The organism is Ruegeria sp. BB10, from assembly GCF_056535725.1.
This window is the reverse complement of the sequence record NZ_JBQFIW010000001.1, coordinates 3,168,240-3,189,809: the sequence shown is the minus strand read 5'-3', so window position 1 is coordinate 3,189,809 and position 21,570 is coordinate 3,168,240. Positions and strand designations below refer to the sequence as shown.

Here is a 21,570-nt window from a genome sequence, read left to right as displayed (position 1 = left end):
ATAACGAAGATTCTCCTGAAAAAAAGCAATCTTGCAGGCAGAGTTTCACAGAAATTGCGCTCTGGATCGCCCATTATTTAGGCAGTTTATGAATGGAGGAGCGAAAAATGAAGATCGGTTGCCCCAAGGAAATCAAACCACAGGAATTCCGCGTCGGCATGACGCCCAACGCGGCACAAGAAGCCGTCGCGCGCGGCCACGAAGTTGTAATCGAAACCGGTGCCGGGATCGGTTCGGGCTTTGACAACGAATCCTACATCGCTGCTGGCGCCCAGATCCTGGACACCGCAGAAGAGGTGTTCGCCACTGCCGACATGATCGTCAAGGTCAAGGAACCCCAGGCGGTCGAGCGCAAGATGCTGCGTGAAGGCCAGTTGCTGTTCACTTACCTGCACCTGGCACCCGATCCAGATCAGACCCACGACCTGCTGGCATCGGGCTGCACCGCGATTGCATACGAAACCGTCACCGCACCTGGCGGTGGTTTGCCGCTGCTGGCCCCGATGTCCGAAGTTGCCGGTCGTCTGGCGCCGCAGGTAGGCTCGTGGACCCTGCAAAAGGCAAATGGCGGTCGTGGCGTTCTGATGGGCGGCGTTCCCGGCGTTGGACCGGCCAAGGTCGTTGTGATCGGTGGCGGCGTTGTTGGTACGCATGCCGCGAAAATCGCGGCTGGCATGGGCGCAGATGTTACCATCCTGGACCGCTCGCTTCCGCGTCTGCGTTACCTCGATGACGTGTATGGCGGAACCTTCAAGAACCAATACTCGACCGCTGGTGCCACCGCCGAACTGATCCAGGATGCCGACATGGTTATCGGCGCCGTTCTGATCCCGGGCGCGGCTGCTCCTAAACTGGTGACACGCGAACAGCTTTCGACCATGAAGCCCGGCGCGGTTCTGGTTGACGTTGCGATCGACCAGGGTGGCTGCTTTGAAACCTCCAAGGCAACAACCCATGCTGACCCAATCTACGAAGTCGACGGCATCATGCACTATTGCGTTGCCAACATGCCGGGTGCCGTTGCGCGCACCTCGACCATCGCGTTGGGCAACGCGACAATGCCGTTCATGCTGTCGCTGGCCGACAAAGGCTGGAAAAAGGCTTGCCAGGATGACGCGCACCTGTTGGCTGGTCTGAATGTTCACGCTGGTCAGCTCACCTATGAGGCCGTTGGTGTAGCACTGGGTCTGGACGTTGTATCGCCCAGCGACATCGTCAACGCCTAAGGCTGGCACATAGAAATCGAAAGGCGCCCTTTTCCAAAGGGCGCCTTTTTTCGTTACGCAAAGTTCATCGACCCGCGCGACATAGAAAAACGCCGCGCGACCAGCGCGGCGCCGGGCCCAACCGGAGGAGGGCATTTCAATGCCCGATCACCGGACGGGAGCGTTCACCCCTCTTTGTGAATCTCTACCGAATGCGGATACGGGATCGACACGCCTTTTGCGTCGAACGCCTCTTTCACCGCTTTGGTGATTTCGAACTTCACGTCCCAATAATCCGCCGCTGCGCACCACAGGCGGGCCGTCAGATCGACCGAGCTGTCGCCCAGGTTGGTCACGCGCACCCAAGGTTCGGGATCGCTGTGAATGCGCTCGTCCGCCTTGGCGACATCCAGAATGATCTTCATCGCTTCGTCCGCGTTGTCGCCATAGTCGATACCAAACACCAGATCGACACGCCTTGTGTCATGCGCCGAATAGTTGGTGATGATCGACCCCCAGGATTGCCCGTTGGGGACAATGATCTGCACATTGTCCGGCGTCACCAGTTCGGTGGTGAACAGGTTCAGGTCTTTCACCGTCCCGGCCGTGCCGCCAATATCCACATATTGACCCAGCTTGTAGGGGCGGAACACCACCAGCATGACACCGGCCGCCAGATCGCTGAGTGTCCCTTGCAGCGCCAGACCAATGGCCAGCGACGCGGCACCCAGAATGGCAACGATACTTGTTGCTTCGATCCCGAATATCCCCAGAACGGCCACCAGAACCATCGCGAGGATGACCCATTTCACCAGGCTGGCTGAGAAGTTGCCCAACGTCGGATCAATCTGCGGAGTCGAGTTGATCCGGCGACGCACTAGGCCGCCCACGGCCCCAGCCACGATCCAGCCAAGGATCAGAACGATCAGCGCCTTGACCGCGTTCATGATCAGCGGCGCAAACGCGCCCACCTGTGTTACGACCTCATCCACGGCCATCTCCTTTCAACAACAAGAAACCCGCGGCTTTCGCGCGGGAATTGCCAAAGTCTGAGGCAAAAACACGCTTTGGTCTAGGTGCTAGTTCCACCGGATTTCCCCGTTGTTCGCCAGCAAACACGCGCTGACCGGTCGCGCACAGCTTCGGGGGCTTACAAGATGGCCCCTCGCGCCCTACGTTCTGGGGGTATCCACTCAGGAGCCCCCCAATGCTGGACACCAAACCACACCCGATCATGAATCGCTGGCCCGCACAGTTCCCGGACCGGATTCAGCTGTATTCCTTCCCTACGCCCAATGGGGTCAAAGCCTCGATCATGCTGGAAGAAACCGGCCTGCCATATGAGGCACACAAGGTCACCCTGTCGGACGCGGATGTCAAAAGCCCCGAGTTCCTGTCGCTGAACCCCAACAACAAGATCCCCGCAATCATCGACCCGGACGGCCCGGACGGACAGCCCATTGGTTTGTTCGAAAGCGGTGCCATCCTGCTGTATCTGGCAGAAAAATCGGGCAAGTTTATTGGTCAGACCCAGGCAGACAAGCACCAGGTCACTCAATGGCTGATGTTCCAGATGGGCGGCATTGGTCCAATGTTCGGCCAGCTTGGCTTTTTCCACAAATTCGCTGGCAGCGAGATCGAAGACCCCCGCCCCCGCGAGCGATACGTGAACGAGGCCAAACGGCTGCTGAACGTGTTGAACCAGCAGCTTGAAGGGCAGGATTGGGTCGTCGGAGAGTACTCGATCGCCGACATAGCCATCGCGCCCTGGCTGCGCGGGCTGGATTTCTATGGTGCCAGGGAACTGGTCGGATGGGACGACCACACCAATGTAACAGCATATCTGGACCGCTTTCTGGAACGCCCTGCCGTTCAGAAAGGTCTTGTGACACCGCCACGGGACTGACCGCCCGCCCCCTCGGGCCTGTTCGGGCTTGCAGCCACACTATGCTGCAAGCCCAATTTCAATGGGTCAATTCAGCCCGGCAACTTGCCTGTCAGCACATAGCGCAAGACCTCAACCACTTGCGATGGTTGTTCGGCCACGGCCAGAGCAGCGGCATCAACTTCTTTCAGTGCGTGCTGGTGATCGGGGCCGTGCAGCACGATCAGCGACTTGCCCAGCGCTGCCGCATAGCCCGCATCAAAGGCGGCGTTCCACTGTTTGTATTTCTCACCAAACCGGACGACCACCACATCTGCATCCGCGATCCCTTTGCGCGTCCGGATCGCGTTGACCATCGCGCCCTTGTGGTCGTGCCAGTATTTGTTCGGCTCTTCGCCCAAAATAGCCACACCGCAATCGTCGCTGGCATCATGGTCGGTCACGGGGCTGTTGAATGTGATGTCCAACCCCTGCGCACCGTCGATTATTTGCTCACGCCAATCGGTGTGAATTTCCCCTGATAGGTATACGTTCAAGCCCATTTCGACCTCCGGTATTGATTTGGAACCTACTTAAGGCGCATTTGCGGGAAGCCCAATCAAGAAAAACCAGAAACACTTATCCCAAACACGCCCTAATTCCCGTAGGTGAAATGAAAAACGCGCCCGGAAGCGCGTTTTTTTGAAGTCTTATGGCAGGGCCCCTATCCGCGCAACACACCGCCTGTGGCCTTGGTGACCTTGGCGATGATCTTCTCGGCCACCGCTTCGATGTCTTTTTCCTTCAGCGTCGCGTCGGTTGGTTGCAGGCGCACGGTGATGGCCAGCGATTTTTTACCCTCGCCCAGACTGCCACCGATGAATTCATCAAAGACACGCACATCCTCGATCAGCACCTTGTCAGCACCGGCCGCGGCGTTGACCAGCGTCAGCGCCTCGACCCCCTCGTCAACGACAAAGGCAAAGTCGCGTTCAACCGCTTGCAGGTCACGCAGTTCCAGCGCAGCACGGGTGGCTCCGGATTTACGGGGCAGAGGCACCTCGTCCGGCCAGATCGTAAAGGCCATCGCCGGGCCTTTGATATCCAGCGCTTGCAACACACGAGGGTGCAACTCGCCGAAGACACCCAGCACCTTTTTCGGGCCCAGACAGATTTTGCCGTGACGCCCCGGATGCCACCAGGCATCGCCGTCACGCAGAATCTGCACCTTGGCGGGTGCGCCAATGGCAGCCAACACCGCCTCGGCATCCGCTTTGGTGTCGAACACGTCGACCGGGCGCGATGCGCCATGCACGTCCTTGGGACCATTACGACCAACCAGCAAGCCAGTGATCTGTGTTTTCTGATCGCCCGGTTCGCCATCGTGGAACACCGGACCGACCTCGAACAGGGCCACGTCGGCATAACCGCGCGCCTGATTGCGGGCGGCGGCCTGCAACAGGCCGGGCAGCAAATCGGGGCGCATGTGGCTCATCTCGGACGAGATCGGGTTTTCCAACTGTGTCGCTTCGTCCCCGCCACCAAACAAGGCCGCCGAGGCCTGATCGATGAAGGTGTAGGAAACACATTCATTGTACCCCAGCGCTGCACAGGTGCGGCGCGCCATCGACTGACGGCGTTGTGTCGGGGTCATCACCGGTTTCGGGATGCCATCAGTGATACGCGGCAGCGGTTTACCTTGCAGCTTGGTCAAAGATGCAATCCGCGCGACCTCTTCCACCAGATCGGCCTCACCCATGATATCTGGGCGCCAGCTGGGAACATGCGCCATCTCACCCTCAAGGCGGAATCCCAGACGAGTCAGGGTCTGGCGTTGTTCGCTTTCGGGGATATCCATTCCGACCAGAGACTGAACCCGCTCGGCATCCAGTTTAAAGGCGCGCGAATGATCCGGCGCTTTGCCGGCCTCAACGACCTTGGACACTTCGCCGCCGCAGATATCCAAAATCATCTGCGTTGCCTGCTCCAACCCTTCCAGCGTGTATTCCGGGTCTACCCCACGTTCGAACCGATAGCGCGCATCCGAATTGATTTTCAAAGCCCGCCCCGTCAGGGCGATCTGCACGTGATCCCAGAACGCGCTTTCCAGGAAGACATTCACTGTTTCTTCGGTACAGCCGGTTTCCTCACCGCCCATGATACCGGCAATGGATTCCGGGCCTTTGTCGTCGGAAATCACCATCATGCCAGGCTGCAGAGTGTATTCTTTCTCGTCCAGCGCAACCAGCTTCTCACCACCCTTGGCGCGATGTACCCGCAGATTGCCATGCACCTTGTCCGCATCGAAGACGTGCAGCGGGCGATTGTGGTCAAAGGTCATATAGTTGGTGATGTCTACCAAAGCCGAAATCGGACGCAGACCGATGGCCTTCAACTGATCCTGCAGCCATTGCGGGCTGGGTCCGTTCTTAACGCCCTTGATCAGACGTCCGGTGAAATGGGGCGCGCCGTCCAGCGTATCCTCATCAATCGTCACTTTGATTGGGCTTTCGAAATCACCCGGCACCGGAGTGTAGTCACGCTGTTTCAACTTACCAATGCCACGCGCGGCCAGATCGCGGGCAATCCCTTCGACGCCCAGCGCATCGGGGCGGTTCGGGGTGATCGCGATCTCGATCATCGGGTCGACCTTGGATGGCTCATTTTCGGCCAGCCAGTCGATGAATTTGTCACCTACCTTGCCCGAAGGCAGCTCGATGATGCCGTCATGCTCATCCGACAGCTCCAACTCGCGCTCGGACGCCATCATGCCAAAGCTTTCGACGCCGCGGATCTTGCCGACACTGATGGTCAGGTCCAGACCGGGGATATACATACCTGGTTTGCAAACCACGACGGTGATCCCTTCACGCGCGTTGGGGGCACCGCAGATGATCTGCAATTCACCCTCATCGGTGTCCACCTTACAGACGCGTAGCTTGTCGGCGTCGGGGTGTTTCTCGGCGTGTTTCACATAGCCCAGCGTAAAGTCCTTCAGCCGGTCCGCCGGGTTCACGATCTCTTCGACCTCAAGGCCCAGATCAGTCAGCGCCTCAGCAATCTCATCCACCGAAGCGTTGGTGTCGAGGTGGTCTTTCAACCAGGAAAGAGTGAATTTCATCGGTCGGTTTCCGCCAGTAAATCTCGGGTCAGACCGCGTTTACCGGATAATGCGCAGAGGGGAAAGAGGGCGCGTAGAACCGCCGCGCCTACTCCGCGGTCACTGTGTTGGCAACGCTGTCCGATCCAGCAAACACCGCCAAAATCCGCGCGATCCCGTCGCCGGTATTCTCACCCGCATGGGGCGACCGGAACGCCTCAACCAGCGCATCACCTTCCTTATAGGTCCGGTTGCCCGCATCGCCGTAATCGACGGTGATCTCACCTTCGAGGATATAGGCCGCCAGCGGAGCGTCATGACGGTGCAGGCCGGTTTTCTGACCGGGCTGCATGGTGACGATGGCCATGGTGATCTGCGGGGTGCCGTCGGGATATTCCAGCGCCTCGCCGATGACCGAAGTTTCGGTCTGCAGCAGCACGTCAACCGGTGGATAGATGTCACGCGCAAAGGCGGGTGCGGCGGCAAGGATCAGGGCGAAGGGCAAAAGCAGTTTCATGCGGCAAGGAATCCCGTGTCAGATCGTTTCGCCTAACTGGAAGGGGGACGCACGGCGATGTCAAACGGTTCAGGGATAGCTTGGGGTGCGGCCCAACAATTCATCCAACTGCCGTCCGATCCAGCCGTGGGGGATGAAATGCCCGCCCGGATGCGTGTCCAGCACCACCTGCCCCTGCGCGCAATCGGTCCACTCCATTCGGCTGAGCGTCAGGATCGGCACCACGCTCCAATCCCCACGCGGGGTCGCGTCGTGGCATCCATATTTCTGCCGCCACAGCGCCACCGGATAGGTGGTGTCGCCATCCGCGCCATAGGGAAAATCCATCACCGTATCGCTGAGGCCATGCACATGGCGCACCTGACGCGGGGCCTGCGGGCACTCCTCGGTCTGGCGGATGCTGCCCGCAACGGCCAGCAGCGCCGCGGTGTCATTCCCCGACTGGCAGACATAGCGCCACGCCATCGCGCCGCCAAAGGAATAACCCGAGACATAGATGCGGTCCGGGTCAATCGGATAGCGTTTGGCCACATCCTGCAACACCCGGTCCGCAAAAGGCACATCGCCAGTGTCCGACGTCCAGAAATCCCAGCTTTTGCCCAACCCGTTTGGGGCCACCAGCAGCACGCCTCGCAGTTTCGTCGCCCCGGCGATGCGTTCATGGTTCACCACCACGTTCCCCTGCCGCGCCCAACCGTGGAAATGCAGCAACACCGGCAGAGGCGTTTCGCCATCCCACCCGTCTGGCTCCAGCACATGATACGAACGGTCGCCGACCTGACAGGCGGTATCGCCGTGACAGGATTCGATTGCAGAGGCTTGAGTGGCGGTCAGCAGGAAGAGGCAGAGCAGTCGGTAAATCATCCGTCGAACCCTAGCGAGCCTGCGCCCGCTGTCACGTCACAACCCCGTGGGCGCATGTAACAAGCCGCGCCATCGCCAGACCGCGGGGTGGCGATCCTCAAGTTATGGTGGGCGGTTTATGCTGGCCAAGTCCGTGCATCGTTCAAACGGAGTGCCTGCGGAGACAAATCGCCAGCCCGTGCGGGCCGTCTGGCGATGGCGCGGCGGCCTATCGGCCTTTGCCCCGCGCTATGACAACTCGAACAATATAGCTATCATCCAACGTTGTTCTATCCCCATCCCATAACCTTCGACAGAGCAGTAACCGCCAAGGAGGAACCAATATCTTTGATAATCTGATATGCTTCTTTAGGGCCAACCTCCTTCAGCTTGGACCAAGTCTCAGACTTTTCCAGCGCTTCTGCCGCATCGTGGCCGAGAGGCGTCAATCGGTAGCCATGACGATCTTTCTTCGCCACAAGACCTTCATCCATCATTAGATCGAGATGGTGATCCAGCTTGACGTCGTGATCCGACGGATCAAGAACCATCGCATGCAGGATAAACCCCTCGCGACTATTCTGCATTTCCAATAGCAGTTCGCGAATATAATCGCGATCACGCTTCAACGAGACAAACCACCATGCAGGTTTGGCATATCCAGCGCCGCAAAACCGTAGTGGCGTAGCCAGCGCAAGTCGGAATCAAAGAAGGCCCGCAAATCCGGAATACCGTATTTCAGCATTGCCAGACGGTCGATCCCGATACCAAAGGCAAAGCCCTGATAGACCTCGGGGTCGATGCCACCGGCGGCGATCACCTTGGGGTGGACCATGCCCGAACCAAGAATCTCCATCCAGTCGTCGCCCTCGCCAATCTTCAGCTGACCGTTATCCCAGGAACAGCGGATATCGACCTCGGCCGACGGCTCGGTGAATGGGAAGTGCGAGGCGCGGAAGCGCAGTTCGACATCGTCGACCTCAAAGAACGCCTTCACGAACTCTTCCAGAACCCATTTCAGGTTCGCCATCGAGATGTCCTTGTCGATGGCTAGCCCCTCGACCTGATGGAACATCGGCGTGTGGGTCTGGTCATAGTCGGCGCGGTACACGCCGCCCGGACAGATGACGCGGATCGGCGCGCCCTGTTTCTCCATCGAACGGATCTGCACCGGCGAGGTGTGCGTCCGCAGCACATGCGGCGGGCGGTTATCGCCCTCGGCACGGTGCATATAGAACGTGTCCATCTCGGCCCGCGCGGGGTGGTGGCCGGGGATGTTCAGGGCGTCAAAGTTGTACCAGTCGTCTTCGATCCGCGGCCCTTCGGCTACCGAAAAGCCCAGTTCGGCAAAGATCGCGGTCAGTTCCTCGGTCGCCTGGCTGATCGGGTGGATCGAGCCCTGACGGCGCGCGCGGGTCGGCAGAGTCACATCCAGCCATTCGGTGCGCAGACGCTCATCCAGCGCGGCATCGGCCAGCGCGGATTTCTTGGCGGAGAGCGCCGAGTTGATCTCGTCCTTCAGGGCATTCAGCGCGGGGCCTGCGACCTGCCGCTCCTCGGGCGTCATTTTACCCAGCTCGCGCATCTTCAGCGCGACCTCGCCCTTTTTGCCCACGGCGGCGACGCGGATCGCCTCAAGCGCGTTTTCATCGCCCGCTTCGGCGATCTGCCCCAGATATTTTGACTTAAGATCGTCCATGACGCTTTCCGAAACCGGCCCCTGAATTTGGTCAAGAACCTGCTATCGGCCAATCCGGATGAATGCAAGCCGCACAGCGCGGATCAATAGCTGTATTCCGGGAACACCCGCGTCAGATCGCCATTCCAGTCGCCATTGTAGTGATCCAGCAACTCATCCGCCGGAACCTTGCCGGTTTCGATGCTGTCCTTCAACGCGTTGAGGAAATGCGTCTCATCCGGGACCAGACCGCCTGCACCGGGGAAGGCGCGGGATTTCAGACCAGCCTCAGAGATCGCAACCACCTCGCGCGCCAGATCGTGCATGTTGATGTTGCCGACCTGCGCCTGCAGCCCGTCCTTCGCGGCCTCGACCCGCAGAGCCTCACGAGTTTCCGCGTCCCAGCCTTTGACCAGATCCCAGGCTGCATCAAGCGCGCCCTGATCATAGGTCAGGCCAACCCAGAACGCAGGCAGCGCACACAGGCGTCGCCAGGGGCCCCCATCAGCGCCGCGCATCTCCATGAACTTCTTGATCCGCGCCTCGGGGAAGGCCGTGGTTAAGTGATCGGCCCAATCCGACAGGGTCGGCGTTTCACCCGGCAGCGCGGGCAGTTTGCCCTGCAAGAAGTCGCGGAAGGACTGTCCCAACGCGTCGATATACTGACCGTCGCGATAGACGAAATACATCGGCACATCCAACGCGTATTGAACCCAGCGTTCGAACCCGAACCCGCCCTCGAACACAAAGGGCAGCATCCCGGTACGCGCATCGTCGAGATGCTGCCAGATATAGCTGCGCCAGCTTTTCTGGCCGTTGGGTTTGCCATCGAAGAACGGGGAGTTGGCGAACAGTGCCGTCGCCACCGGCTGCAAGGCCAGCGCAACGCGCAGTTTCTGCACCATGTCGGCCTCGGACCCAAAGTCGATATTGACCTGAACCGTGCAGGTCCGGCGCATCATCGACCGACCCATGGTGCCGACTTTCTCCATGTAGTCATTCATCAGCTTGTAGCGGCCCTTGGGCATCAGGGGCATATCGTCGTGCGACCACGTTGGCGCGGCACCAAGACCGATGAAGCCGACGCCGATCTTGTCAGCAATATCCTTCACGTCGCGCAGATGCGCGTTCACCTCGTCACAGGTCTCATGGATGGTTTCCAAAGGCGCACCCGACAGTTCCAACTGTCCACCGGGTTCGAGCGAGACATTGGCGCCGTCTTTTTGCAGGCCGATCAGCTTGCCGTTTTCTTCCAGCGGCTCCCAATCGTGCAGGTCGCGCAGACCTTTCAGAACGGCCAGAATCGAGCGCTCGCCCTCATAGGGCAGCGGCTTCAGCGTGTCTTTGCAATAGCCGAACTTTTCATGCTCGGTCCCGATGCGCCAATCCTGCTTGGGCTTACAGCCCGATTCCAGATATTCGGCCAGTTGCTCATGGCGTTCGATCGGTCCGCCGCCGGACTGGGGGATGGACATGAACCGTTCTCCGATCCTGATGTGTCTGTCGTTCGGTCTTTCGTGGTCGGAAACCGCGCCAGTGTCAATGCAGCCTGAGATGCGCCGGACGCGAGGGTGTACGTTCCCAGATCACCACCTGATGTCCCGTGCCACTGTTCAGTTCCGCCAGCATTTGTTCGGTTTTCAGCCCTGGCAGCGCCGAGAAAACATCGAACAGCGCCTCGGCCCCTTCGGCATTCACAGGAATGTGAAGCACCGGCTGACCCGGTTGTTCCAGCACCCAATGCGCAGGCGACGACGTCGGGTCCAGCGCCAAACGCTCAATTTCACGCGCGGCGACCATGCCGCCGTCCAACGGGCCCAGATAGGTGATCTGGCCTTCGTCAATGGTTACTACGCCCGGTCCACCGGCCCCGGTGCGGAAGCGGGCACGCTGAATGCCGATGACCGCAAGCGCGACTGAGACCAGAACCAGCACCCAGCCGAGCCATCCCAGCAACCCACCGGGGCCGCTGATCCAGCTGAGCCCCACCAGCAGGACAGCCCCCGCCACCAGCACTTCGCGCCAGCGCCACAGGGTCAGTTTGGCTTCGGGTCGGATGAAACTCAACGGTCTGCTCCTGTGTTTACGCCTTCGTATGGCGCTGATAGTGCTTCGAATTCCATACTCGTGAAATCGTAAAGCAATCGCCGATCTTCAAGGGTTCCGTTTCCGGAAATATGTGCCTGCCACAATGCTCCTGCCTCTGCCCATTGCACGCTGGATCCATGTCGATCCGCCCATTCCCATCCGTATAGCGCCCTTCGCGACTGATCCGCTGTGGATTCCAAAGCAAACCGCGACGAAATAAGCGAGCGGTTCCCTGCTCCCAAAACAAAGGACTGATTCAGTTTCCAATTGGCGACCAGATCAAGCTGCAATTCGGCGTCATATCCGCTGCCACGCAGATGATTCCACCCGCGCTGTTCAAGCCGACGCCAAACAAGATTGCCCATGTAAAAGCCGTCTGTTGCGTGAGGAAAGGCATCCGTAGCCGCCGGGGAAAGGCCATCTGGCAAAACTTTGGGCGGCGCTGATCCATTCAGCCACAACTGCCCGTCATCCGTGAAAGCACCGCCACCATGCCAACTGTCTGATTGCGGCCAAAAGGCCAGGGCTTTGATCCAAGGTACCCGCGACACTGCTGTCCAGCAGCGCCCATTTCGGCAAGCAAAGTAAACCAGATGGCGGCCATCTGGTGATATATCGCACCTGAACTCATGGACACGGGCCTTCAGCCATTGACCAAGTTGAATCTGGTTGCTGCGTCGGTTCCACAAAAGGACGGCGACTTGATCGGATGGTCCACGTCGAAGCACAACCGCTCGGTTAGAACGGGTCGCCGTCAACACATGAAGACGTGGCGGGGGCCTCACGACCAATCCCCCAGCGCCTGCTGCCACATGGTCAGCGCCGCTACGGCCGCCGTATCGGCGCGCAGGATACGAGGGCCCAGACTGACCACATGGGCAAAGGGCAGGCCAACAAGACGCACGCGTTCACGATCCGAAAAACCGCCCTCGGGGCCAATCAGTATGGCCCAGGGCTGCCCCTTCTCCTGTGCCGCCAAGCGCAGAGCCGACCCAACTTCGGCCTCGTTACAAAACATCAGCTGACGGCCATCGGGCCATGCATCCAGAACACGGTCAAGCCGTTGTAGATCGGCGACCCCGGGCACGAAGGTGCCTCCGCATTGCTCGGCGGCCTCAACCGCGTGGGCTTGCAGGCGGTCCTGTCGGATACGTTCGGAATTGGTGAACTCGGTCTGCACGGGCAGGATCCGAGCTGCACCCATTTCCGCCGCCTTTTCAACGATGAAATCAGTGCGCGCCTTTTTGATCGGCGCGAACAGGAACCACAGATCGGGCGGCATTTGCAGCGGCTTGGTCTGTTCCACACAGGTCAGAACGCCACCGCGCTTTCCCGCTTCGGCAACCTCGGCCAACCACTCTCCGTCCCGGCCATTGAACAGGGCCACGTGGCCGCCCACAGCCAGGCGCATGACACCGAACAGGTAATGGCCCTGCTCGCGCGTCAAATCAACGGATTGCCCCTGACCCAGAGGGTGCTCTACATACAGTCTGATCTTTGCACTCATGAGGCCTTACATATGCAAGGCAACGCCCCAACACCAGACGGCCAGGTCGCCGATGCCGTATCCGGCAACTGGGTCGACACCCACGCGCCTGAATTCACCCGCCCCTATCTGCGCCTCAGCCGTGCGGACCGGCCCATCGGTACGTGGTTGCTGCTGATTCCGTGCTGGTGGGGTCTGGCGCTGGCGATCCTTAGCGACGGCAATCCCAGGTGGGAGGATCTGTGGATCGCTATCGGCTGCGCCCTTGGCGCATTCCTGATGCGCGGAGCAGGCTGTACGTGGAACGACATCACCGATCGCGAATTTGACGGGCAGGTGGAGCGCACACGCTCGCGCCCGATTCCATCCGGTCAGGTCAGTGTGCGGCAGGCGGTGATCTGGATGGGCCTACAATGCCTGCTGGCGCTGGGGATTCTGCTAACCTTCAACCAGGCCGCCATCGCCATGGGTGTGCTGTCCTTGCTGCCAGTGACGATCTATCCCTTTGCCAAACGGTTCACATGGTGGCCGCAAGTGTTTCTGGGGCTTGCCTTCAACTGGGGCATCCTGTTGGCCTGGGCCGCGCATACGGGCACGGTCAGTGCGCCTGCAATCATATTGTACTTGGCAGGTATCGCCTGGACGCTGTTCTATGACACGATTTATGCCCATCAGGACGCAGAAGATGATGAGCTGATTGGCATCAAATCCACCGCCCGGCTGTTTGGCACCGATACAGGGCGCTGGCTGAAGTACTTTCTGGTGGCGACGGTTTTCCTGATGGGTCTGGCCATCATCGACGGAGCGCTGGCACAAGCCTCAATCATGTCGTTGGCCGTGGCCTTGGCCGGGCCATGGGCGATGGGCTGGCACATGGCTTGGCAATTGCGCGGGCTGGATCTTGAGGATAACGCGAAGCTGCTGCAATTGTTCCGCGCCAATCGGGACACCGGCCTTATTCCGCTGATCTTCCTCTGCGTCGCACTGTTGCTCTGATTGCACCTTGGCGCGGGGCTAGGTAAGAGTTCGCACATTCGCCTGAGGAGTCGTTAACCCGCACATGCGTTTGCCCTATATCTTTGCCGTAGCCTTTATCTTCCTCGTGTCGGCTGGCCTTTGCCTGTTGGCGGCCAGCTTTGCGGTGACCAAGGTCGAAGAGTCCTCTGAATTTGCCGTGCGCCGTGCGCTGGACCTGAAGGGGCACGATTGGGCCGAGGTGTATTCCGACGGGTTGCGCGTTGTGCTAACGGGCACTGCCACGGATGAGGCCACCCGCTTTAACGCCCTGACCGCAGCCGGGACCGAGGTCGATACCTCGCGTGTGATCGACGAGATGAATGTGGCGCCGACCTCGCAACTGGCCGCCCCCCGGTTTTCCGCTGAGATTTTGCGCAACGACAGCGGGATTTCTGTGATCGGCCTGATCCCAACCAGTCAGGACCGCGAGGCACTGATGGAGCGGCTGCGTGATCTGAGCGATGGCAGCCAAGTGTCAGACCTGATGGAAACCGCCGATTACCCCAAGCCAAAAGGCTGGGACGCCGCGATCACCTATGCCGTCGAGTCGCTGACCAGCCTACCCCGCGCCAAGATCTCGGCCAGCCCGGGTCTGGTCAAGATCACCGCAATTGCCGACAGCCAGCAGGAAAAGGAACGGCTGGAACAAAGCCTTACCCGTGCCGCGCCGCCCAGCCTGCGGATCGGCCTGGCGATCTCGGCCCCGCGCCCGGTGATCACGCCTTTTACGTTGCGGTTTTTGATCGACGAAAATGGCGGCCAGTTCGACGCCTGTTCGGCGCAAGACGAAAAAGCCCGCGATGCCATCATTGCCGCAGCGAAAGAGGCCGGTCTGAGCGCCACCTACTCCTGCACCATCGGATTGGGCGTACCCTCGCCACGTTGGTCTGACGCCGCCACGCTGAGCATTCAGGCGCTGGCGGATCTGGGTAGCGGATCGGTTACGATGTCGGATGCGGATATCACGCTGGCAGCGGCGCAGGGCACCGATGCCGGGACCTTTGATCGCGTGGTGGGCGAGCTTGAAAATGCGCTGCCTCCGGTCTTTGCCCTGCACGCGATCCTACCGCCCCCGGAAACCGATACCGTTTCCGGCCCCCCCGAATTCACCGCCACACGCAGCCCCGAGGGGTTGGTGCAGATACGCGGACGGCTGGGCGACGACACCCAGCGCGACATGGTCGACAGCTATGCCCGCGCTGCCTTCGGGTCGGAACAGGTCCACACCGCAACCCGCATTGCGCCCGAAGGCCTGCCGACGGGCTGGCCCGTGCGCATTCTGACCGGGCTTGAGGCGCTGGCCCAACTGCATAACGGTGCTTTGACGGTGACGCCGGATGATCTTGAATTGTCCGGTGTCAGCCATGACCCCGACACAAAGGCGCAGATCGCGGGTCTGTTGTCCGAGAAGCTGGGCGACGCACAGGAATTCACCCTGTCGATCACCCATCAGGAACCCCCCGAACCCGCCGACAAACTGCCTGATCCCGAAGTTTGCGAGGAACGCATCGCCGAGGTTCAGGCGGGCACCAAGATCGCCTTTGAACCTGGCTCGGCCACTGTTGCCACCGACTCGCGCGATACGGTGAACCAGATTGCTGACATCTTGCGCGAATGCGGCCCCATCAGGCTTGAGATTCAAGGCCACACCGACAGTCAGGGCCGGGAAGAGATGAACCAACAGCTTAGCCAATCGAGGGCGCAATCGATCCTGAACGAGCTGCGCGCGCGCCGGGTGCCCACCGCCAGTTTCACTGCCATGGGATACGGGGAAACGCAGCCCATTGCCGATAACGACACCGAAGAAGGCCGCGAAGAAAACCGCCGGATCGAGTTCCGCCTGATCCGGCCCGAACCGGTTGAGAACCCGGAAACCGGGCTGGATGCGATCGAGGCGGAAATGATCGAGGGCGAACAGACGGACAATACCGCCTCAGACGCGGATGCAGGGGACCAGTAAGTTGAACAGAATCGAATTCATCATCGCCACCGCCATTATCCTGTTCTCGGCCTTTTGCATGGGCTGGTTCGCCAACTGGCTGGCCCATCGCCTGTCACGCGTGCGCCAAAGTGACGTGGCCGATCTGGACCGCATGAGCCAAGAGCTGCACGAGGCCGAAGAAACCCGCGATCAGGCGATCACCTACCTGCAACAGCGCGAGGCCGAACTGACCAATCAATTGACTCAGGCCGAGGCTGAACTGGCCGCCGCCATGGACGGTCTGCGCGCCGCCCGACAAGAGGCCGAAGAACTGCGTGGACGTATCAACAACGCAGATTGAGGAACCGGATTTTTCGCTCTGAATCCGGTTACATTGCTGTAGGGTCGTCCCAAACGTGAGGGCGATCCATGTCAAATCAAAGAGTCAAATTCGAACAGTTCAGAGACCTGCACTTTGGGTCCAAGGCTTTGTCATGCCCAACCCTGGGACGCGGGCTCGGCCCGGTTGCTGTCCAATTTGGGCTTTGAATCCTTAGCGACAACCAGTGCCGGCTATGCGTTCACAAAAGGCAAACGCGACTCTTTTGCTGACCTAAGCAGGGATGAGTTGCTGGACAATGCCTCAGACATCGTCAAAGCGGTTCCCCTGCCCGTTTCCGCCGACCTTGAGGCAGGTTTTGGAGATGCACCCGAAACCTGTGCCGAAACCGTTCGCATGGCGGCGGACATAGGCTTGGTTGGCGGGTCAATAGAAGATGCGACCGGCAATCCAGATGCCCCGATCTACGATCTGCACCAATCGGTTAACCGCATTCAGGCGGCCGCGGAAGCCGCTGCGGATTTGCCATTCCTGTTGACCGCAAGGGCAGAGAATTACCTTTGGGGCCGCGCGGACTGGGTGACACGATCAAACGCTTGCAGCTGTTTTCCGAAGCAGGCGCTGCCGTGTTGTACGCCCCCGGTCTGCCGGATTTGGACGCAATCAGAACCGTGTGCCGCGAAGTCGACAAACCGGTGAATGTGGTGATGGGACTCAGCGGACCTGTCTATTCCGTATCCGAACTTTCCGACGCAGGCGTTCGACGGATCAGCGTCGGCGGATCATTTGCGCGCGCTGCGTTTGGCGCATTGAAGCGGGCGGCTGACGAAGTGAAATCAAAAGGCACCTTCAGCTATTCGGCGGATGCGATCCCCGGCGAAGAACTTAACAGGCTTTTGAGTTGAGATTGACGGTCACATTCTGTGCACGGCTGGCAATGTCACCAGCGGTTCAGCGCGTCTTCGTCTTCGTCCTTGGCGTCGACCCATTGCGCGCCGGAATTGGTGATTTCCTTCTTCCAGAACGGTGCGCGGGATTTCAGATAGTCCATCAGGTACTCCGCCGCCTCAAACGCATCCTTACGGTGCCGCGCGGCCGTGGCGACCATCATGATCCGGTCCCCCGGTGCCAGCCGTCCGTGACGGTGGATCACCAGCACATCGCCTAAAGACCAGCGCTGCTGCGCTTCTTCGGCAATCTTGGTCAGGGCCCGTTCGGTCATGCCGGGGTAATGCTCTATCTCCATCACATCCAGATCGCGCGAGGCCAGATCGCGCACAACACCGGTGAAGGTCACAATCGCCCCGTTGGCGTCGTCACCTACGGCAAAGACGTTGGCCTCAGCCCCCAGATCGAACTCTTCTTCCTGAACCGCAATGCGCATCTTAGCCGCCTGTCATGGGCGGAAAAAACGCCACTTCGCGCACGCCGACCAGCGAAGCGTCAAAGTCCGACAGTTCCTGATCCAGCGCCACCCGCAGCGCGGACAGGTCTGCGAAAGCTGCGGCATAGCGGTCCTCGCGCGCACTGAGTTCGGCAACCAGATCGGAAACCGTCGCGGCTTCGGTCTCGACCCGCTCTTTCGGCAGACCGATCCGTTCGCGAACCCAGGCGAAATACAGCACGTCCATCGCTTAACTCTCCTTCAGATGGGGCATGGCTTTACGTAGGTAGTCATAGCCGGTGATCAATGTCAGCGTCGCGGCAATCCACAACAGCCACAGCCCAACGCGACCCGACCAGAACATCCCCTCCAGATGCCAGCGCAGGTGGTTCACATCCTCGATCTGCCCGGTCAGAGCCTGATCAATCAATTCCGGGTTCATCCCGAAAGAGCCCATCACGAAATTATGCTCAAAGATACCCTGCGAAAACAGCACCGCTATCGCCACCATCTGTGCCGTGGTTTTCCATTTCGCCAGCTTCGTCACCTTCAGCGTTCCGGCCGTGTCGCCCAGATATTCGCGCAAGCCTGACACGAACACTTCGCGGAACAAGATCACGGTGGCGGGCAGCACCAGCCACGGCGTCCAATGTTCGGCTGAATAGCCCACAAGGATCATCAGCGCGATCACCACCATCGCCTTGTCGGCAATCGGGTCCAACATGGCCCCGATCTTGGTTTCTTGTTTCCACGCGCGGGCCAGATAGCCGTCGAACCAGTCGGTGATCGCCGCTGTTAAAAACAGGATCAGCGCGAACCAGTCCGCATAGGGTCGGGTAAAATACAGAAACATCACGGCCAGACCGGGGGCTGCAATAAGGCGTAGCACGGTCAGGATATTGGGCAGGTTCCACTTCATGGTTTGGACATTACATCGCTGGTTGCAGACATAAAAGACGGCACCGCAAAAAACGGACCCGATCACAGGCAGTTGCGGCACGGTTGGTCAAAGGGTCGCAAGCTGGAACTCTCAGCCAGATACCCCCTTGGCGCGCGATCCCTTTACGGTCAGATTGGCGCGGTTTCTACGTGGCAGAGCAATGACAACACATATTCAAACCGATCCCCGATCAAATCTGATCGGCAGCGCCTGGATGATCTCGGCCATGGCGCTGTTCGCGTTAGAGGACGCGCTGCTCAAGGGGGCCTCGGCCACGTTACCTATATGGCAGATTCTGTTGTTGTTCGGCGCGGGCGGAACAGTGGTCTTTGCGATTGTCGCGATCGTCCGCGGAACACGATTGTTTCACCCGGATGTGCTGTCGCGACCGATGAAAGTGCGCGTGCTATTCGAAATCTTCGGGCGGCTGTTCTATGTGCTGGCGATCACACTGACACCTCTGTCGGCGGCCACGGTGATCCTACAGGCCACGCCGCTGGTCGTGGTCGCCGGAGCGGCCTTGTTCTTTGGCGAAACGGTCGGCTGGCGACGGTGGAGCGCCATCCTGATCGGCCTGATCGGCGTGGTGGTGATCATCCAACCAACCGGAGACAGTTTCACGGCCCTGTCCATTCTGGCCGTGCTGGGGATGCTGGGTTTTGCTGGGCGTGATCTGGCCAGCCGGGCCGCACCGGCCACACTGGGAACCGAGGTGCTGGGGTTTTACGGCTTTCTCTGCATCATCGTCGCCGGGCTGGCCTATCGGTTCTGGGAAGGTGCGCCACTGGCACCCGTGGACCTGCACACCAGCCTGCATGTTGGCGGAGCCGTCCTGATGGGAACAGCCGCCTACGCATCGCTGATGAAAGCCATGAGGACAGGAGAGGTTTCGGCCGTCACGCCGTTCCGCTATTCCCGCCTGCTGTTCGGCGTCGGCCTGGGCGTAGTTATGTTTGGCGAAAGGCTGGATCAGACCATGTGGATCGGTAGCGGGCTGATCGTGGCCTCGGGTCTTTATATCCTGTGGCGCGGACGGCAGGTCTAGCCCTTGTCGTGGAAGAAGTCATAAACCTTCTGCGCCAACCCGGCTGAGATACCGTCCACCGCCTTGAGATCGGCCAAGTTGGCCCGGCTGACCGCCTTGGCACTGCCGAAATGGGCCAGCAAAGCGCGTTTGCGTGCCGCGCCCACACCGGGGATTTCGTCCAACGGGGTCGCCCCCACGGCTTTGGCGCGCTTTGCCCGGTGGGTGCCAATGGCGAACCTGTGTGCCTCGTCCCGCAAGCGCTGAATGAAATACAGCACCGGATCGTTGCGTTTCAGGGCAAAGGGGCGTTGGCCGATGCGATGGAATTCTTCCTTGCCGTGATCCCGATCGACACCTTTGGCGACACCCACCATCGGGATATCCTCGACGCCGTGGGTTTGCATAATCTCATGCACGGCACTGACCTGCCCTGCACCGCCGTCTATCAGCAGCAGATCGGGCCACAGCCCCTTTTCGCGATCCGGGTCCTCTTTTTGCAGGCGGGTGAAGCGGCGATTCAGAACCTCTTTCATCATGCCAAAATCGTCGCCGGGGGTCAGATCATCGCCGCGAATGTTGAACTTGCGATAGGCGTTTTTCATGAACCCTTCGGGGCCGGCCACAATCATGCCGCCCACAGCATTGGTTCCCTGTATGTGGCTGTTGTCGTAAACCTCGATACGGTCGGGTGGAGTGTCCAGATCGAACGCCTCGGCCACACCACGCAATAGCTTGGCCTGTGTGGCGCTTTCCGACATTCGCCGCGCCAGAGATTCACGCGCGTTGCGCAGCGCACCGGCGACCAGTTCCTGCTTTTCGCCGCGCTGAGGCACCAGAATCTCCACCTTGCGCCCGGCCTTCTCGGTCAGCGCCTCTTGCATCAGATCGGCGTTTTCGATGGCATCCGACAGGATCAATTGCCGGGGCGGTTCCTTGTTGTCGTAGAACTGACCAAGGAACGCCTCCATTACCTCGGCCGGGGACACGTCCGGCCCTACACGAGGATAGAAATCCTTGTTGCCCCAGTTCTGGTTGGCCCGGATGAAAAACACCTGAACGCAGGCTTGACCGCTGTCCATATACAGGCCGATCACATCCGCCTCGGCCACGCCGCGCGGGTTGATGCCCTGAGACGTCTGCACCTGCGTCAGCGCCCGGATACGGTCACGCAGGCTGGCGGCACGCTCGAACTCCATCGCCTCGGAGGCGACCATCATCTGCTCGGCCAGTACCTCTTGCACCTTGGTCGACCGGCCGGACAGGAAGCGTTCCGCATCCTTGACGCTTTCGCGGTAATCCTCCTCGGAGATCAACCCGACACAAGGCCCTGAACATCGCTTGATCTGATACAACAGGCAGGGTCGTGTGCGGCTATCGAACATGGAATCCGAACAATTGCGCAGCAGGAATGCCTTTTGCAGCTGGTTCAGTGTCCGGTTCACCGCCCCGGCATTTGCAAAGGGTCCGAAATAGGCGCCCTTTTCCTTCTTTGCCCCACGATGTTTCTTGATCTGCGGAAAGGAGTGGTCTTTGGCCACCAGAATATTCGGGAAACTTTTGTCGTCCCGCAGCAGCACGTTGTACTTGGGCTTGAGCTGCTTGATCAGGTTCTGTTCCAGCAGCAGCGCCTCGGTTTCGGTCCGCGTGGTTAGGAACATCATCGAGGCGGTCGCCGCGATCATCCGTTCGATCCGTCCAGAATGGCCGGGGCGCGCATAATTCGACACCCGCGCCTTCAGGTTTCGCGCCTTTCCAACATACAAAACCCGGCTGTCACCATCCAGCATCCGATACACACCGGGTGAGCTGTTCAGCGTTTTTACATAGCGCTGAATGATGGCATAGCCGGTGGGCTGAGCGTTCGATGTTGGGTCGTCTTGGATGGTCATGGGCCTGAGATATGATTCTCTAACCATGGCTGCAATCTTGTGCCTTTCAGATCAAGAGAAAACAAATCCACGGTTTCTGTGGATAACTGTGGAGATAAGTTTCCGGGCATCGCGAATTTCCCTTGTTTCATTAAGGATTCCTTGATCTGCACAAAAATTAGGCAGCATTTTAACTTATTGTTTTTAAACGAAACTATTTCCTACACATGACAAGTGTATGAAAAAAAAGACATTTTTGTAACGTGCAGGTAACAGGAATGCGAGCGGTGCA

Annotated in this window: 21 protein-coding genes and 1 pseudogene; 7 read left to right on the top strand and 15 right to left on the bottom strand. The window is 59.6% G+C overall.

The window, feature by feature from the left end; translation table 11 throughout:
• Positions 1 to 107 precede the first annotated feature (107 nt).
• Positions 108 to 1,226 (top strand): alanine dehydrogenase, encoded by a 1,119-nt coding sequence (gene ald, locus ACR3EP_RS16380; protein ID WP_425081717.1) that lies wholly within the window; start codon positions 108 to 110, stop codon positions 1,224 to 1,226.
• Positions 1,227 to 1,390: 164 nt separating this feature from the next.
• Here ald and ACR3EP_RS16375 read toward each other — a convergent pair whose 3' ends face one another.
• Positions 1,391 to 2,203 (bottom strand): mechanosensitive ion channel family protein, encoded by an 813-nt coding sequence (locus tag ACR3EP_RS16375; protein WP_174818896.1) that lies wholly within the window; start codon positions 2,201 to 2,203, stop codon positions 1,391 to 1,393.
• A gap of 209 nt (positions 2,204 to 2,412) precedes the next feature.
• On the opposite strand from ACR3EP_RS16375, the gene ACR3EP_RS16370 reads away from it, so the two are divergent.
• On the top strand, positions 2,413 to 3,111 hold the full coding sequence (locus tag ACR3EP_RS16370) for a glutathione S-transferase family protein (RefSeq protein WP_226689292.1): 699 nt from the start codon (positions 2,413 to 2,415) through the stop codon (positions 3,109 to 3,111).
• Positions 3,112 to 3,182: 71 nt separating this feature from the next.
• Here the strand turns inward: ACR3EP_RS16370 and ACR3EP_RS16365 are convergent, their stop codons facing one another.
• The 10 genes from ACR3EP_RS16365 to ACR3EP_RS16320 form a co-directional block, all read right to left on the bottom strand.
• Complete coding sequence (locus ACR3EP_RS16365; protein ID WP_170361282.1) at positions 3,183 to 3,632, bottom strand: YtoQ family protein; 450 nt, start codon at positions 3,630 to 3,632, stop codon at positions 3,183 to 3,185.
• Positions 3,633 to 3,793: 161 nt separating this feature from the next.
• A complete protein-coding gene (pheT, locus tag ACR3EP_RS16360; protein ID WP_480638681.1) occupies positions 3,794 to 6,190 on the bottom strand; it encodes a phenylalanine--tRNA ligase subunit beta in 2,397 nt (798 codons plus the stop codon).
• Positions 6,191 to 6,278: 88 nt separating this feature from the next.
• Positions 6,279 to 6,686 carry a cupin domain-containing protein gene (locus tag ACR3EP_RS16355; RefSeq protein ID WP_170361278.1) on the bottom strand — a complete coding sequence of 136 codons (408 nt, stop codon included), beginning with the start codon at positions 6,684 to 6,686 and terminating at the stop codon, positions 6,279 to 6,281.
• Positions 6,687 to 6,755: 69 nt separating this feature from the next.
• Positions 6,756 to 7,550, bottom strand: coding sequence for a CE1 family esterase (locus tag ACR3EP_RS16350; RefSeq protein WP_480638680.1), 795 nt, complete (start codon positions 7,548 to 7,550; stop codon positions 6,756 to 6,758).
• A gap of 269 nt (positions 7,551 to 7,819) precedes the next feature.
• On the bottom strand, positions 7,820 to 8,158 hold the full coding sequence (locus tag ACR3EP_RS16345; RefSeq protein WP_480638679.1) for a DUF2513 domain-containing protein: 339 nt from the start codon (positions 8,156 to 8,158) through the stop codon (positions 7,820 to 7,822).
• Positions 8,155 to 9,228 carry a phenylalanine--tRNA ligase subunit alpha gene (gene pheS, locus ACR3EP_RS16340; protein ID WP_058281830.1) on the bottom strand — a complete coding sequence of 358 codons (1,074 nt, stop codon included), beginning with the start codon at positions 9,226 to 9,228 and terminating at the stop codon, positions 8,155 to 8,157. The genes ACR3EP_RS16345 and pheS overlap by 4 nt, the downstream gene beginning before the upstream one ends.
• 83 nt (positions 9,229 to 9,311) lie before the next feature.
• Positions 9,312 to 10,682, bottom strand: a complete 1,371-nt coding sequence (locus tag ACR3EP_RS16335; protein ID WP_480638678.1) for a glutamate--cysteine ligase — start codon at positions 10,680 to 10,682, stop codon at positions 9,312 to 9,314.
• Between the two features lie 64 nt (positions 10,683 to 10,746).
• Positions 10,747 to 11,274, bottom strand: coding sequence for a hypothetical protein (locus ACR3EP_RS16330; protein WP_480638677.1), 528 nt, complete (start codon positions 11,272 to 11,274; stop codon positions 10,747 to 10,749).
• Positions 11,271 to 11,846, bottom strand: coding sequence for a hypothetical protein (locus ACR3EP_RS16325; RefSeq protein ID WP_226689288.1), 576 nt, complete (start codon positions 11,844 to 11,846; stop codon positions 11,271 to 11,273). The genes ACR3EP_RS16330 and ACR3EP_RS16325 overlap by 4 nt, the downstream gene beginning before the upstream one ends.
• A gap of 230 nt (positions 11,847 to 12,076) precedes the next feature.
• The gene (locus tag ACR3EP_RS16320; protein ID WP_480638676.1) at positions 12,077 to 12,802 is read right to left on the bottom strand and encodes a 16S rRNA (uracil(1498)-N(3))-methyltransferase; all 726 of its coding nucleotides are present in this window, start codon (positions 12,800 to 12,802) and stop codon (positions 12,077 to 12,079) included.
• 12 nt (positions 12,803 to 12,814) lie between these two features.
• On the opposite strand from ACR3EP_RS16320, the gene ubiA reads away from it, so the two are divergent.
• The 4 genes and pseudogenes from ubiA to ACR3EP_RS16300 all read left to right on the top strand — a co-directional run bounded on the left by ubiA (position 12,815) and on the right by ACR3EP_RS16300 (position 16,964).
• Positions 12,815 to 13,777: a 4-hydroxybenzoate octaprenyltransferase gene (ubiA, locus tag ACR3EP_RS16315; protein ID WP_170397064.1), complete on the top strand. Its 963-nt coding sequence runs from the start codon at positions 12,815 to 12,817 to the stop codon at positions 13,775 to 13,777.
• 64 nt (positions 13,778 to 13,841) lie between these two features.
• Positions 13,842 to 15,758, top strand: coding sequence for an OmpA family protein (locus tag ACR3EP_RS16310; protein WP_480638675.1), 1,917 nt, complete (start codon positions 13,842 to 13,844; stop codon positions 15,756 to 15,758).
• A gap of 1 nt (position 15,759) precedes the next feature.
• A complete protein-coding gene (locus tag ACR3EP_RS16305; protein ID WP_058281823.1) occupies positions 15,760 to 16,080 on the top strand; it encodes a hypothetical protein in 321 nt (106 codons plus the stop codon).
• A 114-nt stretch (positions 16,081 to 16,194) separates the two neighbouring features.
• A pseudogene (locus ACR3EP_RS16300) lies at positions 16,195 to 16,964 on the top strand (isocitrate lyase/PEP mutase family protein).
• Positions 16,965 to 16,999: 35 nt separating this feature from the next.
• Here ACR3EP_RS16300 and ACR3EP_RS16295 read toward each other — a convergent pair.
• Genes ACR3EP_RS16295 through pgsA form a run of 3 tightly spaced genes read right to left on the bottom strand, consistent with a single transcriptional unit; the run spans position 17,000 to position 18,362 of the window.
• On the bottom strand, positions 17,000 to 17,443 hold the full coding sequence (locus ACR3EP_RS16295; RefSeq protein ID WP_480638674.1) for a molybdenum cofactor biosynthesis protein MoaE: 444 nt from the start codon (positions 17,441 to 17,443) through the stop codon (positions 17,000 to 17,002).
• Position 17,444: 1 nt separating this feature from the next.
• On the bottom strand, positions 17,445 to 17,690 hold the full coding sequence (gene moaD / locus ACR3EP_RS16290) for a molybdopterin converting factor subunit 1 (RefSeq protein WP_170361256.1): 246 nt from the start codon (positions 17,688 to 17,690) through the stop codon (positions 17,445 to 17,447).
• Between the two features lie 3 nt (positions 17,691 to 17,693).
• On the bottom strand, positions 17,694 to 18,362 hold the full coding sequence (pgsA, locus tag ACR3EP_RS16285) for a CDP-diacylglycerol--glycerol-3-phosphate 3-phosphatidyltransferase (protein ID WP_170350739.1): 669 nt from the start codon (positions 18,360 to 18,362) through the stop codon (positions 17,694 to 17,696).
• Positions 18,363 to 18,543: 181 nt separating this feature from the next.
• On the opposite strand from pgsA, the gene ACR3EP_RS16280 reads away from it, so the two are divergent.
• Positions 18,544 to 19,428, top strand: a complete 885-nt coding sequence (locus ACR3EP_RS16280; protein ID WP_170361254.1) for a DMT family transporter — start codon at positions 18,544 to 18,546, stop codon at positions 19,426 to 19,428.
• Here the strand turns inward: ACR3EP_RS16280 and uvrC are convergent.
• Positions 19,425 to 21,299, bottom strand: coding sequence for an excinuclease ABC subunit UvrC (gene uvrC, locus ACR3EP_RS16275; protein ID WP_480638673.1), 1,875 nt, complete (start codon positions 21,297 to 21,299; stop codon positions 19,425 to 19,427). The genes ACR3EP_RS16280 and uvrC overlap by 4 nt on opposite strands.
• Positions 21,300 to 21,570 lie beyond the last annotated feature (271 nt).